Genomic DNA, 13,470 nt, shown 5'->3' on the forward strand with positions numbered 1-13,470 from the left:
TCAGATTCCTGCGGTGGGCAGATCGGGCAACGCTTCGCCCCGTTCGGCGCAAGCGGCGATCTGGTCGATCAAGGGTTGTAAGTGGTAGCCCTGAGCGGCGAGCCAGTCAGGGTTGTAATAAGAGGTGGCGTAGCGTTCGCCGCCGTCGCAGAGCACCGCCACAATCGAGCCCTGCTCGCCGGCCGCGACCATGCGCTGGCCGACCAGCAACGCGCCGACAAGGTTGGTGCCGCTGGAGCCTCCCACGTGACGGTCCAGGCGCTGCGCCAGGTAGTGCATGGCGGCGAGCGACAGGGCGTCGGGCACTTTGCACATGGCGTCGATTACGGCAGGCACGAACGAGGCTTCCACGCGCGGCCGGCCGATGCCTTCAATGCCCGAGCCGTGGTCCAGGCGCAAGCTGGCGTCGCCGGTGCGGTAGTAGTCGAAAAACACCGAGCGCTCGGCATCGGCGCACAGCACGCGGGTGGCGTGACGACGGTAGCGCACGTAGCGGCCGAGGGTGGCGAGTGTGCCGCCGGTGCCGGGGCTGGAGACCAGCCAGCTGGGTTCGGGGCAATGTTCAAAGCGCATCTGCTGAAAAATCGATTCAGCGATGTTGTTGTTCGCGCGCCAGTCGGTGGCGCGTTCGGCGTAGGTGAATTGGTCCATAAAATGGCCGCCGCTTTCCTGCGCCAGGCGTTCGGATTCGGCGTAGATCTGCGTCGGGTCTTTAACCAGATGACTCTGGCCGCCGTAAAAGGCGATTTGCGCGATCTTCTCTTTCGAGGTGGTGGCCGGCATCACGGCAATAAACGGCAAGCCCAGCAGCCGAGCGAAATAGGCTTCGGAAATTGCCGTGGAACCGCTGGAGGCTTCAATCACCGGCGCCCCGGGTTTCAGCCAGCCGTTGCACAGCGCGTACAAAAACAGCGAGCGCGCCAGGCGGTGTTTGAGGCTGCCGGTGGGATGGCTGGATTCGTCTTTGAAATACAGCTCGATGCCCGGCAGGCCCGGCACCGTCAGAGGAATAAGGTGGGTGTCGGCGCTGCGCTGGAAGTCGGCCTCGATGATGCGAATGGCTTCTCGCGCCCAGGCGCGGGCGGCGATTTGTTTGTTGTGGTCGTCGTTACGTGAACCGCTCATGGCTTACCTTCAGTCGAGAATTCCAGCAGGGGCCGGCACCTTGGGGTCACGCCGCCATTGGCTGAGTGCTACGCCAATAAAGACCAGCCCGACCGCTAACAGTTGCCATGCATTCAAGCGCTCGCCCAGAAACAGCGCGGCCATCAGCAAGGTGAACACCGGTATCAAATTGGTGAAGCCAGAGGCCTGACTGGCAGGCAGGCGGCCGACGCCAAAGTTGTAGAGCCCGTACGCGCCAACCGTGACGACAATGCCCAGGTACACCACCGCGCCCCAGCCTTTGACCGTGACGTCGGCCGGCACGTCGGCGCCGAACAACGCCAAGGGCAGAAAAAATACCGAGCCGACAAACGCCTGCAGCGCGGTCAGCGCAAACGCCGAGTAGCGGCTGGATAAATGCTTGAGCAGCAAGGTGTAGCCGGTGGCGCAGAGCATGGCCACGAATTCGAAGAAGTTACCCAGCAGCGGCGCCGGCGCATGGGCGTCGGCCTCGCCCGCCAGGCTGAGCCAGGTGGCGCCGACGACCGCGAGTAGAAACCCGGCGAGCGTGGTGCGGCTGATGCGTTCGCGCAGTGTCAGGTACGCGCCGACCGCCACCAGCAGCGGCAACAGCGCGGTAATCATGCCGGCCTGTGAGGCGCTGGTACGTTGCAGCGCCAGGGCTTCGAAGATGAAGTACAGGCAGGGTTCGCAGGCGGCCAGACCGAGCAGGTATTTCCAGTCGCCGGCGCGGTATTCGATGCGGCCACGCCAGCGCCAGGCCAGCAGAAACACCACGCTGCCCAAGGCCATCCGGCCGAAGATCACCCACATCGGTGGCATTTCGCTGAACGCGAACTTCAAGGCAATAAACGAACTGCCCCACAAGGCCATGGCGACTACTAGACAACCCCAGGCAAGCGCCTGGCCTTCACGCTGTTGCACACACACCTCCGCATTTTCTGACGGCCAGTATAGGAACCGTGCACCCGCCCGCCCAGCTACAGTGGAGCAGCTATCCTCAGCGCAACTGTTTTACCGGTTGCAACCGCCTTATCAGGAGCACGCCATTGTCTGTTCGCCACGCACTGACCCGTTTTTTTCGCTTGGAAGCGGCCAGCGGCCTGCTGTTGATAGCCGCTGCGGTGTTGGCGCTGATCATCAACAATTCGCCGCTGGATTTTCTCTATAACGGCTTGCTGGAAACGCCGGTGGTGGTGCAAGTCGGCGCGCTGAAAATCGCCAAGCCGTTGCTGCTGTGGATTAACGATGGGCTGATGGCGCTGTTCTTCCTGACCATTGGCTTGGAGGTAAAACGCGAGGTGTTGGAGGGGCACCTGTCCCATCCCTCGCAGATCGTGCTGCCGGGCATGGCGGCGATTGGCGGCATGGTGGTGCCGGCCTTGGTCTATTGGGCCATCAACCGTCAGCACCCCGAGGCCATGGACGGCTGGGCGATTCCCATGGCGACCGACATTGCCTTCGCCCTGGGCGTGCTCGCCCTGCTGGGAAAGCGCGTGCCGCTGACGCTCAAGTTGTTTTTGATGACGCTGGCGATCATCGATGACCTCGGCGCGATCATCGTCATTGCGCTGTTCTATTCCGGCGAGCTGTCGACCCTTTCGCTGCTGCTGGCGGGCGCGTGCCTCGCGGTGCTGATCGGCATGAACCGCGCGGGCGTGCAAACCCTGAGTCCGTATGTGCTGGTGGGCCTGATTTTGTGGGTGTGCGTGCTCAAGAGCGGCGTGCATGCGACGTTGGCCGGTGTGGCGCTGGCCTTCACCATTCCCCTGCGCACCCGCGATGGCGTGCCCTCCCCAGCTCGGGCGCTGGAGCACGGGTTGCATCCGTGGGTGGTGTTTGGCGTGTTGCCGCTGTTTGCCTTCGCCAATGCCGGCGTGCCGCTGGCGGGTGTGGGGCTTGATAGTTTTCTGCACTCGGTGCCGTTGGGCATTGCCAGCGGCTTGTTGCTAGGCAAAACCGTGGGCGTATTTGGCATGGCCTGGCTGGCGATTGCCGTGGGCATCGCCAAGCTGCCCGAGGGCGCGAATTGGGGTCAGGTGCTGGGCGTGGCGGTGCTGTGCGGCATCGGTTTCACCATGAGCCTGTTTGTCGGCTCGTTGGCGTTCGAGCCGGGGGAAAGTGCGCTGGCGGGGATGGACCGTATCGGCATTTTGACCGGGTCGTTTTTTGCGGCGGTGATTGGCTATGGGGTGATGGTGAAGGCGAGTAAGCGCTGAAATGGCGTCGCGGCTATCGAGGCTAAAGCCTCTCCCACAACAGCATCTGACCTCTGTAGGAGCGGCTTCAACCGCGAGCTTTTGCCTCTCCTATAACAGCACCTGACCTCTGTAGGAGCGGCTTCAGCCGCGAGCTTTTGCCCTTACGGATGCAGCCGATTCAAGCCCGGCGGCAGGCCGGTGGCGTCGACCGGCGACCACGGGCCGTTGGCGTAGGTGGCCCAGGTCCAGCCGCTGTTCCAGCGGTAGTAGGTGCGCTCGCGGTAGTAAAGGCCCGGCACTTTATCCAGCACGTAGACGCCCAGTTGCGTATCCCAGTAGCTGCTCACGCCGGGTGGCGGGGCGAAGTGCGGATGGGCTTTAAGGCGGGTGCTGGTCGGTGCCTGGGTCGGCAACGGTGCGCTTTTGGGTTGCTGCGTGGTTTTGCCCGGCGGGGTTTGCGGCAAGTTACCGGGCGGCACGGGAATCGGTTCGCTGCTGGGTTGTTGCATGGCCGGCGTGGTGCAACCGGCCAAAGCCAAAATCATCAGCGCTGCTGCGCCCCGTGCCCATGTGCTCATTGTGCTTGTCCGTCCGCGGAGTCGATGGTCAGCTGCTGCTGATCCTTGCTGCTACTGGCCAAGGGCTGGCTGCGGCCGATCCACTCGCCTGCCTTGGCATTGCCTGCCCGCGAAATGCGAGCTTGCAGTATGACCTGAGGGAAGTTGGAGAGTTTCAGTTGCGGCATCATCGCGTCGCTGTCGGCCAGGCTGACCTCGGCAGGCAGGTCGGCCACCGTTAGGCGTTTGACCGCCAACGGCATCGGCGGGCCCGAGGCGGCGCGGGCAAACACGAACACGCTGTCGCCCGGCTGCACCTTATCTTTGAGTGCTGGGGCCAGTTCAACCCGCACCTTCAACACCGTGCCACTTTCGGTGGCGGCTGGCGGCTGTTGCGCTTGCTGCTGGTCGGCGGGCAATTGTTCGCGGGCGCGGGTGATGCCGCCTTCGATGGCGGCGCGCGACGGGTCTTCGGGCGGGAGCAAGGCGACCAGCCGGCCCCAGAAGGTGACGGCGTCCTGGAAGCGTTTGTCTTCGAACGCGGCAATGCCCAACAAGCCAAGGCTGGTGACTTCCTGCGGATTGGTTTTCAACGCTTCGTCGGTCAGGCCTTGCAACTCGGGAGACCATCGCTTGTTGTTGGCGAAGTACTTCGCTTGGGCCAATTGCCCGAGCAACTCAGGCTGGCGACCGGCCAGGCTGATGGCCTTCTCGAACGCGCCCACGGCATCACCCGGACGCTCCTGGCTCATGTAGGCACGGCCGAGGTAGTACCAGGCTTCGGCAGAGTCAGGCTGCACTTTCACCGCTTGTTCAAGGCGCGCCGTCATCTCTTCGATGGTGCGTGGCGCCTGGGTGGCGTCTTGTGCGAGCTGCACTTTGTCCAGCGAACCCCAATGCCAATACATGCCCACTGCCAATACCGGCACCAGCACGGCGGCCAGCAACGGCACCCATTTGCCGAGCTTCGAGGCCCGCGCCTGATCGGCGCCTTCGGTGTCGGCCAGTAGTTCGCGCGCGGCCTCGGCTTTGGCGGCTTGTAGTTGCTCGTCGCCGAGCGTGCCCGCTTGTTGCTGGGCTTGCAGTTCAGCGACGCGTTCCTGATACAGCGCCACGTTAAGGGCGGTGCGGTCTTCTTCGCGCTGGGCGCGGCGACCACGCAAAACGGGGATTAACAAAAACGCCAAGGCCACCAGCAACAGCAGGCCGGCAGAGAGCCAGAATTCAATCATTGGGAAGTTTTGTCCGCAGCCACAGAAGAAGAGTTGTCGGCTTTGAGCAGCGCATCAAGGCGTGCTTGTTCATCGCCCGACAGGGTCACATCGCTCGCCGCGACCGGCTTGCGACGGCGCACGCCCATCACCACCATCACCAGCAAACCACTGCCCAACAGGGCTGCCGGGCCGAACCACAGCAGCCAGGTGCGCGCAGTGACGGCCGGCTTGTAGCGCACGAATTCGCCGTAGCGATCAACCATAAAATCGACGATTTGCTCGTTGCTTTTGCCCTCGCCGAGCATGCGGAAAATCTCTTTGCGCAGGTCGGCGGCAATCGGTGCGTTGGAGTCGGCGATGTCCTGGTTTTGGCACTTGGGGCAGCGCAGTTCCAGGGTCAGTTCGCGAAAGCGCTCGCGCTCGGCCTCGTTGGCGAATTCGTAGGTGTCGATGGCGGCCTGGGCTACGCCGACCAGACAAAAGCCCAACGCCAAGGCAGCAAGCCAACGCTTCATTGCGCGGCCTCGTCGACCAGTTCCTGGTATTTGCTGGCGAGTTGTTCACGCCAGACCACGTCATCGATCACGCCGACAAACTTGTGGCGGATGATGCCTTTGCTGTCGATCAGAAAGGTTTCCGGCGCGCCGTACACGCCCAGGTTCAGGCCCAGGCTGCCTTCGGCGTCGTTGATGTTGAGTTGGTACGGGTTGTGGAATTCCTTGAGCCATTTCAGCGCGGCGGCGTTTTCGTCTTTGTAGTTGACGCCATACACACGCACGCCCTGCTGGGCCAGTTTGTTCAGCACCGGGTGTTCCACGCGGCAGGAAATGCACCACGTTGCCCACACGTTCAGCAGCGCGGGTTTGCCCAGCAGGTCGGCGCGGGTCAGGGTTTTCTGCCCGTCCACGGCCGGCAGGGAAAACTCCGGCACCGGCTTGCCGATCAGGGCCGACGGCAGTTCCGATGGATCGAGAAACAGGCCGCGGTACAGAAACACCGCGCCCACCAGGAACACCGCCAAGGGCAGCAGCAACAATGCGCGCTTCATGCCTGCGCTCCTTCCAGGCCCAAGGCTTCACGCACTCGGGTTTTGACTTTGACGCGGTAGCGCCGGTCCATCGCCGCCAGCAGGCCACCGAAGCCGGTGAGCAAGCCGCCGAACCAGATCCAGCGCACAAAGGGTTTGACGTGAATGCGCACGGCCCAGGCGCCGTTGTCCAACGGCTCGCCGAGGGCGATATAGATGTCGCGGGTAAAGCCGGCGTCGATGCCGGCTTCGGTCATCACCGATTGCTGCACGGTGTATAGGCGTTTCTCCGGGTGCAGCACGGCCACTTCCTTGCCGTCTTCGATAACGCGCACGGTGCCACGGTCGGAGGTGAAGTTGGGGCCCTCGAAGTGCTCCGCGCCGTCGAACACGAAGTGGTAGCCGCCCAAGTCGGTGGACTCGCCGCGCTCCATGCGCATGTCGCGCTGCGCGCTGTTCTGGCTCGACAGCACAACACCAAGCGCGCACACGGCGATGCCCAAGTGAGCGAGCTGCATGCCCCAGTAGCTGCGGGTCATTTTGCCCAGGCCTTTGAGCAGGCCGGTGTGGCGGGTTTTATCCAGCAAGTCGCGCGCGCCGGCCAGCAGCACCCAGGCGGCCAGCAGGCACACGGCGAGTACCGCCCAGTTGAAGTCGCCGAGCACCATGGAGGCCACGCCGCCAAGCACAACGCTAACGATCAGCACCGGACTGAGCATGCCGAGCAACCATTTCACCGGGGTGTCTTTCCAGCGCACGATCACGCCCACGGCCATCACGATCATCAGCAGGCTCATCAACGGCACGAACAGCGCGTTGAAGTACGGCGGGCCGACAGACAGCTTGGCGCCAGTCAGCGCGTCGAGCACCAGCGGGTACAAGGTGCCGAGCAGAATCATCGAGGCGGCCACCACCAGCACCAGGTTATTGCCGAGCAGCAACATTTCCCGCGACCACGGCGCAAAGCCGACCTGGCTTTTCACCACCGGAGCGCGCAGGGCAAACAGGGTGAGCGAGCCGCCGACCACGACCAACAAGAACGCCAGGATAAACACGCCGCGCTCGGGGTCCGAGGCGAAGGCGTGAACCGAGGTCAACACGCCGGAACGAACCAGGAACGTGCCAAGCAAGCTAAGGGAAAACGCGGCAATGGCCAGCAGCACGGTCCAGCTTTTGAATACGCCGCGTTTTTCCGTGACCGCCAGGGAGTGGATGAGCGCCGTGCCCACCAGCCAGGGCATAAACGAGGCGTTTTCGACGGGGTCCCAGAACCACCAGCCGCCCCAACCCAATTCGTAATACGCCCACCACGAACCGAGGGTGATGCCGATGCCCAGAAAGGCCCACGCAACGATGGTCCACGGCCGCGACCAGCGCGCCCAGGCGGCGTCCAGGCGCCCGCCGAGCAAGGCGGCGATGGCAAAGGAGAAGGCAACGGAGAAACCGACATAGCCCATGTACAGCATCGGCGGGTGCACGATCAGGCCGATGTCTTGCAGCAGCGGATTGAGGTCACGGCCGTCTACCGGACTTTGTGGCAGCAGGCGCTCGAACGGGTTGGAGGTGATGATGAGGAACAGCAGGAACCCGATGCTGATCATGCCCATCACGCCCAGCACGCGGGCCAGCATCACTTGCGGCAGCTGGCGGGAAAACACCGACACGGCGAAGGTCCAGCCGCCGAGAATCAGCGCCCAGAGCAGCAGCGAGCCTTCATGCGCGCCCCACACGGCGCTGAATTTGTAGTACCACGGCAGCGCGCTGTTGGAGTTGTTGGCGACGTAGGCGACGGAGAAGTCGTCGGTCATAAACGCCCAGGTCAGGCAGGCGAAGGCCAGCACCAGGAAACTGAACTGACCCCAGGCGGCTGGCTGGGCCAGGCCCATCCACTGCCGATCACCGCGCCAGGCGCCGATCATGGGCAAGGTGGCCTGCACCAGCGCCATGCACAGGGCGAGGATCATCGCCAGGTGACCAATTTCGGGAACGATCAGGGCGGCCATCATGGTTGTTTATCTCCGCTTGCCGGGGCATAGGCGGCGCCGTCTTGGGGTGCCGATTGGCCGCTGTCTTTCAGCGCTTTGGTGACTTCGGGCGGCATGTATTTTTCGTCGTGCTTGGCCAGCACTTCGTCGGCGATCAGCACGCCGTCGGCGTTGAGTTTGCCAAGGGCGACGATGCCCTGCCCTTCGCGGAACAGGTCGGGAAGAATGCCGCGATAACGGATGGTCACGCTTTTGGCGAAGTCGGTGACCACGAACTGCACGTCCAGCGAATCGCCGCTGCGCACCAGCGAGCCCTTTTCCACCATGCCGCCGGCGCGAATACGGGTGTCGTGCGGCACTTCGCCGTTGGCAATTTGCGTGGGTGTGTAGAACAGGTTGATGTTCTGCTGCAGGGCGCTCAGCGCCAGGCCAACGGCAATGCCGACGCCCGCGACGATGGCGAGGATGATCAACAGGCGCTTTTTACGCAGCGGATTCACTTCTGACTCTCCCGGCGCAAACGGCGCGCCTCTTCTTGCAGATAACGACGGCGCGCCAGAACCGGCAGCGCGACGTTGAGCGCCAACACCGCCAGGCTGATGCCATAGGCGGTCCAGACATAAACACCATGGTGGCCCATGGCAAGAAACTCGCTGAACGAGGCAAAGCTCATCGCACGCCTCCCTTTTCGATCTGTTGCGCCACTTCGGCTTTCACCCAGCTGCTGCGGGCTTCGCGCTTGAGCACTTCGAGGCGCATGCGCATCAGCATCACGGCGCCGAAGAAGCAGTAGAAACCGAGCACCATCAACAGCAGCGGAATCCACATTTCCGACGGCATGGCCGGACGTTCGGTGATTTTGAACGTGGCGCCCTGGTGCAGGGTGTTCCACCACTCCACCGAGTATTTGATGATCGGAATGTTCACCACGCCCACCAGTGCCAGCACGGCGCAGGCCTTGGCGGCGCTGTCGCGGTTACTGATGGCGTTGCCCAGGGCGATGATGCCGAAATAAAGGAACAGCAGAATCAACATGGAGGTCAGGCGCGCGTCCCACACCCACCACGAGCCCCACGTCGGCTTGCCCCAGATGGCGCCGGTGAGCAGCGCGATGGCAGTCATCCAGGCACCAATCGGCGCGGCGGATTGCAGGGCGACGTCGGCGATTTTCATTTTCCACACCAGCCCGACCAGACCGGCAATCGCCAGCAGCACGTAGCACGACTGGGCCAACATGGCGGCCGGCACGTGGATATAGATGATGCGAAAGCTATTGCCCTGCTGGTAATCCGGCGGCGCGAACGCAAGGCCCCAGACCAGACCGGTGGCAATAAGCAGAACGGCCGCCACGCTCAACCAGGGCAGCCAGCGGCCGCTGATCTGGTAGAACCATTTGGGCGAGCCCCATTTGTGAAACCAAGTCCAATTCATCAGGGTAACCACGTCATTTTTATTCGCCGACGCTAATGGCCAGGCCTGCGGCGGTCGCAAAAGGTGTCAGGGTAACGGCCAAGGCAGCAAGGCTGGCCATCCACAGCAAGTAACCGATCACTGGTAAGCCCTGCAACGCGGCTTGCAGCGCCCCGCTGCCGAGAATCAGCACGGGGATATAAAGCGGAAGAATCAGCAGCGCCAGTAACAGCCCGCCGCGTTTGAGGCCGACGGTAAGCGCCGCACCCACCGCGCCCAACAGGCTGAGCACCGGCGTTCCCAATAACAAAGTGGCTAACAACACAGGAATGCAGTGGCCCGGCAAGCCCAGCATCAAGGCCAGTAACGGCGCCAGAAGCACCAGCGCCAGGCCGGAAAACAGCCAGTGTGCCAGCACCTTGGCCAATACCAGAAGAGCCAACGGGTGCGGCGAAAGGACCCACTGTTCAAGCGAACCGTCTTCAAAATCACTGCGAAAAAGCCCGTCCAGCGAGAGCAAAACCGCGAGCAGCGCCGCCACCCAGATCAAGCCGGGCGACAGGGTTTGCAGCAGTTGGCTTTCCGGGCCAACGGCCAGCGGGAACAAGGCGATAACGATGGCGAAGAACACTAATGGGTTGGCTAGCTCAGCCGGACGGCGGAAGAGTAAGCGAGCCTCGCGGGCGACCAACAAGGTGAAGACGTTGCTCATGGGCGGCGCTGCCCCAGGTCCAATTCGCGGTAACCGCTCGGCCGCTGCGCCAAGGCGTGGTGCGTGGTCAGCAGCACCATGCCGCCGTGTTCGCAGTGCTCGGCCAAGTGCGCTTCGAGTTGGGTGACGCCGGTTTTATCCAGCGCGGTGAACGGTTCGTCGAGAATCCACAGCGGCGGCGGGTTGAGATACAGGCGCGCCAGGGCGACGCGGCGCTGCTGGCCGGCAGACAGGGTGTGGCAGGGAACGTCTTCAAAACCGCGCAAACCCACCTGTTCCAGCGCCTGCCAAATGGCATCGCGCGTGGCCGGCTGATGCAGGGCGCAGAGCCAGGTGAGGTTTTCTTCAGCGGTGAGCAAACCCTTGATGCCTGCCGCGTGGCCAAGCCATAACAGGTTGCGGGCCAGCACGTTGCGTTGCGTGGTCAGCGGCTGGCCATTGAGCAACACTTCGCCAGCGGTCGGTTGCATCAGCCCGGCGAGCAAGCGCAGCAGGCTGGTTTTGCCGCTGCCATTGGGACCGCTGACTTGCAGCATGTCGCCAGCCGCCAACCGCAACTCCAACTGTTCGAAAAGCATGCGCCAGTCCCGCTCACAGGCGAGTGCTACAGCTTCGAGGAAGGGGCTCTTCAAGGTTAGGCTGACCTGCGGGCTAAGGGGCCGGAGGAAAATTCCGGACGGGCTGGTTCTGGCGCTGCTTTTGCTATCAAGTCCAGGCAAGCTTGGCCGCTATACTCAGGCAAGCCACTTGCACGGCCGACCCGGACGGGGCGGCATTATACATGTCACGCCCGCCCCTCGAAGCTGGCTTTTTCGACAGGTTGTAAACCGCCGATGAGCGAAATCAGTAGCACTCGCCCACTCTCCCCCGTTGCGCCGACCCCACGCCCGAACACCTCGGTGACCGATGCGGCGGTGAAACTCTTGCAGCCGCTGGGCAACCTGCTGGCCGTGGGCGATAGCACCACCGCCGAAGTGGTCAGCGTGAAAGACCTGGCGCAGAACTTCCAACAAGTGCTGCTCAGGCTGACCGTGAATGGCGGCCAGCAAGCCACCGTGCAGGCGACCACCAGCCAACCGCTGGTACAAGGCAGCACCGTGGCGGTGACGGCGCTTTCCGATACGCGCTTGTCCGTGCTGATGCAGGTGGCCGCTGGCGGCAATCCGCTGACCAGCCTTGATGGCGAGGCCATGCCGCCGGGCACGGTGATTCAAGGCAAGGTCGAGTCCAGCCAACCGTTTGTGCAACCGCAAACGTTGCAGGTGCTGAATAAAGTGCTGGTCGCCCTGCTCAACACGCCGCTGGCCGGCAGCAAACTGTCGATTGAAACGCCGCTTAACTTGCCCGTTGGCAGCCTGTTGACCGCGCAGGTGCAGAGCAATCAATCGCTGACCTTTCTGCCACTCAGCGGCCGTCTCGACCAACTTGAGCTGGGCCAACAGCTGGGCAGTCAGCAAGCGCGCCAGGGCTCGCTGGAGAATTTGCTGAAATCGCTACAAGGCTTGAGCGGCAAAGAAGGCCTGCCCGAAGGAATGCGCGGCGCCATCGACAAGTTGCTTGGCTCGCTGCCCGACGGCGCGCAGTTGAGCGATTCCAAAGGCCTGTCGCAGGCGCTGGAAAAGAGCGGCATGTTTCTCGAAGCCAAACTGCTTAGCGGCAACACCGCCGGGCTGTCGCAAGACATGAAAGCCAACCTGCTTCGCCTGATCGCGCAAATTCTGCCGGCACTGCCCAGCGGCGCGGCCGTCAACCCGAACAACATCGGCGCCAATCTCGGCCAGGCGCTACCGGTGTTCCTGCGCAACGCCCTCGGCGCGCTGGGGCAGACCGGCGTTAAGCAGCAAGGCCTGACATTTCCGCTGCCAAGCAAGCTGCAACAGGAAATGGAAAACGAGGGCGACCTGGAAGGCCTGCTCAAACTCGCCGCCGCCGCCGTGGCCCGCTTGCAGACGCATCAACTGTCGAGCCTGGCGCAAAGCCAGCTGACGCCGGAAGGCAATCTGCTGACTACTTGGCAGATGGAAATTCCCATGCGCAACGGGCAAGACCTGGTGCCGCTGCAACTGAAAATGCAGCGTGAAGATGCGCAAGAGGAAGAGAAATCGGGCAAGGGCGGCAAGAAAGGTCAGCAGCAAGAGCCGGTGTGGCGCATCGAACTGGCCTTCGACATTCCGCCGCTGGGCCCGCTGCAAGTTCAGGCGCAACTGGCGCGAGGCAGCCTGACCAGCCAGCTATGGGCAGAACGGGCCAGCACCGTGAACCTGATCGATAACGAACTGGGCACGCTGCGTGATCGCCTGACCGCTGCTGGTTTGAATGTCGGCGAATTGGCCTGCCAGCAAGGCGTGCCGCCGCAAGGCCCGCGCACCACCCTCGAACAACGCTGGATTGACGAAAAAGCATGAAACGCCAAGCCCCTCGCCAAGCCATTGCGCTCAACTACGACGGCAAGAGCGCGCCGAACCTCACCGCCAAGGGCGACGACGAATTGGCCGAAGCCATTCTGGCTGTGGCTCGGGAATATGAAGTACCGATTTACGAAAACGCCGAACTGGTGCGCCTGCTTGCGCGCATGGAATTAGGCGATTCGATTCCCGAAGAGCTCTACCGCAGCGTGGCCGAGATCATCGCGTTTGCGTGGTACTTGAAAGGCAAGTGCCCGGAAGGGTTTACCCCGGATGATGGCGGCGAGAAAGATGTCACGCCGCATACGCCGCAGCGGTTGCTGGATTAAGCGCCCTTTGTAGGAGCCAGCTTGCTGGCGAATCCTGGAGACGGAAATTGCCGAGGTTTGCAGGGTTCGCCAGCGAGCTGGCTCCTACAGCAGAGGCGGTTTAGCGCTTGGCTTGATGCAACTTGCTAACCAGCTCCGCCTCGGCGCGGCTGAGGCCGCAGGATTGGGTGAGGTCGTCGACACTGGCGCCCAGGCCGACTAAGCGAGCGGCCTGAGTGAAGGAGAGATTGCTGGGGTCGCGTTGTTCAATCTGGCTGAGTTTGTCTGGAATCGGCGCCAGCGTGCGGCGCAATTCGTAGAGCTCTTCACCCATGCGGATGCTACCGGTGAGGTAGGTGTCCAACCGCTTTTTAAGTTCTTTGATGGCTTGGTCGCGCAGTGCGTCGCGCTGAGCCTGGTGTTCGAACTGACGAGCGAATTCTCGCTGTCGTCCCGCCAGCCAGATGCAGGTGCCGCCCAGCGAGACGCAAGCCAGGGCAAGCACCAACAGCGCGATGTCGAGCAT

16 protein-coding genes are annotated in these 13,470 nt (G+C 62.8%); 3 read left to right on the forward strand and 13 right to left on the reverse strand.

Translation table 11 applies throughout. The features are described 5' to 3' along the window. A complete protein-coding gene (locus ACZZ0Q_RS15155; protein ID WP_463382293.1) occupies window positions 1-1,125 on the reverse strand; it encodes a PLP-dependent cysteine synthase family protein in 1,125 nt (374 codons plus the stop codon). Between the two features lie 9 nt (window positions 1,126-1,134). Beyond that, on the reverse strand, window positions 1,135-1,998 hold the full coding sequence (locus ACZZ0Q_RS15160; RefSeq protein ID WP_463542318.1) for a DMT family transporter: 864 nt from the start codon (window positions 1,996-1,998) through the stop codon (window positions 1,135-1,137). Between the two features lie 176 nt (window positions 1,999-2,174). On the opposite strand from ACZZ0Q_RS15160, the gene nhaA reads away from it, so the two are divergent. Further along, window positions 2,175-3,344, forward strand: coding sequence for a Na+/H+ antiporter NhaA (gene nhaA / locus ACZZ0Q_RS15165; protein ID WP_463560723.1), 1,170 nt, complete (start codon window positions 2,175-2,177; stop codon window positions 3,342-3,344). Between the two features lie 143 nt (window positions 3,345-3,487). On the opposite strand, the gene ACZZ0Q_RS15170 is transcribed toward nhaA, so the two are convergent. From ACZZ0Q_RS15170 to ccmA, 10 genes are read right to left on the reverse strand one after another with little or no spacing between them, the layout of a single operon-like run. Then, on the reverse strand, window positions 3,488-3,904 hold the full coding sequence (locus tag ACZZ0Q_RS15170) for a hypothetical protein (protein WP_463541730.1): 417 nt from the start codon (window positions 3,902-3,904) through the stop codon (window positions 3,488-3,490). Beyond that, a complete protein-coding gene (gene ccmI / locus ACZZ0Q_RS15175; protein WP_463541729.1) occupies window positions 3,901-5,115 on the reverse strand; it encodes a c-type cytochrome biogenesis protein CcmI in 1,215 nt (404 codons plus the stop codon). Before ccmI ends, ACZZ0Q_RS15170 begins: the two co-directional genes overlap by 4 nt. After that, complete coding sequence (locus ACZZ0Q_RS15180; RefSeq protein ID WP_463541728.1) at window positions 5,112-5,612, reverse strand: cytochrome c-type biogenesis protein; 501 nt, start codon at window positions 5,610-5,612, stop codon at window positions 5,112-5,114. The genes ccmI and ACZZ0Q_RS15180 overlap by 4 nt, the downstream gene beginning before the upstream one ends. Continuing rightward, the gene (locus ACZZ0Q_RS15185; protein ID WP_463541727.1) at window positions 5,609-6,145 is read right to left on the reverse strand and encodes a DsbE family thiol:disulfide interchange protein; all 537 of its coding nucleotides are present in this window, start codon (window positions 6,143-6,145) and stop codon (window positions 5,609-5,611) included. The genes ACZZ0Q_RS15180 and ACZZ0Q_RS15185 overlap by 4 nt, the downstream gene beginning before the upstream one ends. Then, window positions 6,142-8,115: a heme lyase CcmF/NrfE family subunit gene (locus ACZZ0Q_RS15190; protein ID WP_463542316.1), complete on the reverse strand. Its 1,974-nt coding sequence runs from the start codon at window positions 8,113-8,115 to the stop codon at window positions 6,142-6,144. The genes ACZZ0Q_RS15185 and ACZZ0Q_RS15190 overlap by 4 nt, the downstream gene beginning before the upstream one ends. An 11-nt stretch (window positions 8,116-8,126) precedes the next feature. Then, entirely contained in the window at window positions 8,127-8,609 is a 483-nt protein-coding gene (gene ccmE, locus ACZZ0Q_RS15195) for a cytochrome c maturation protein CcmE (protein WP_122497000.1), read from the reverse strand. Then, window positions 8,606-8,782, reverse strand: a complete 177-nt coding sequence (ccmD, locus tag ACZZ0Q_RS15200) for a heme exporter protein CcmD (protein WP_122451116.1) — start codon at window positions 8,780-8,782, stop codon at window positions 8,606-8,608. Before ccmD ends, ccmE begins: the two co-directional genes overlap by 4 nt. Continuing rightward, window positions 8,779-9,543, reverse strand: a complete 765-nt coding sequence (locus tag ACZZ0Q_RS15205; RefSeq protein WP_162998634.1) for a heme ABC transporter permease — start codon at window positions 9,541-9,543, stop codon at window positions 8,779-8,781. The genes ccmD and ACZZ0Q_RS15205 overlap by 4 nt, the downstream gene beginning before the upstream one ends. A 16-nt stretch (window positions 9,544-9,559) precedes the next feature. After that, window positions 9,560-10,231 carry a heme exporter protein CcmB gene (gene ccmB, locus ACZZ0Q_RS15210; protein ID WP_122496998.1) on the reverse strand — a complete coding sequence of 224 codons (672 nt, stop codon included), beginning with the start codon at window positions 10,229-10,231 and terminating at the stop codon, window positions 9,560-9,562. Next, window positions 10,228-10,809, reverse strand: coding sequence for a cytochrome c biogenesis heme-transporting ATPase CcmA (ccmA, locus tag ACZZ0Q_RS15215; RefSeq protein WP_463541726.1), 582 nt, complete (start codon window positions 10,807-10,809; stop codon window positions 10,228-10,230). Before ccmA ends, ccmB begins: the two co-directional genes overlap by 4 nt. A gap of 255 nt (window positions 10,810-11,064) precedes the next feature. Here ccmA and fliK point away from each other — a divergent pair, with 255 nt between their 5' ends. Both fliK and ACZZ0Q_RS15225 read left to right on the forward strand, forming a co-directional pair. After that, entirely contained in the window at window positions 11,065-12,636 is a 1,572-nt protein-coding gene (gene fliK / locus ACZZ0Q_RS15220; protein ID WP_463541725.1) for a flagellar hook-length control protein FliK, read from the forward strand. Continuing rightward, window positions 12,633-12,965 (forward strand): EscU/YscU/HrcU family type III secretion system export apparatus switch protein, encoded by a 333-nt coding sequence (locus ACZZ0Q_RS15225; RefSeq protein WP_463541724.1) that lies wholly within the window; start codon window positions 12,633-12,635, stop codon window positions 12,963-12,965. The genes fliK and ACZZ0Q_RS15225 overlap by 4 nt, the downstream gene beginning before the upstream one ends. A 100-nt stretch (window positions 12,966-13,065) precedes the next feature. Here the strand turns inward: ACZZ0Q_RS15225 and ACZZ0Q_RS15230 are convergent, their stop codons facing one another. Next, window positions 13,066-13,470, reverse strand: coding sequence for a DUF2802 domain-containing protein (locus ACZZ0Q_RS15230; RefSeq protein WP_122451110.1), 405 nt, complete (start codon window positions 13,468-13,470; stop codon window positions 13,066-13,068).

It is taken from the genome of Pseudomonas sp. AC070 (assembly GCF_979258635.1).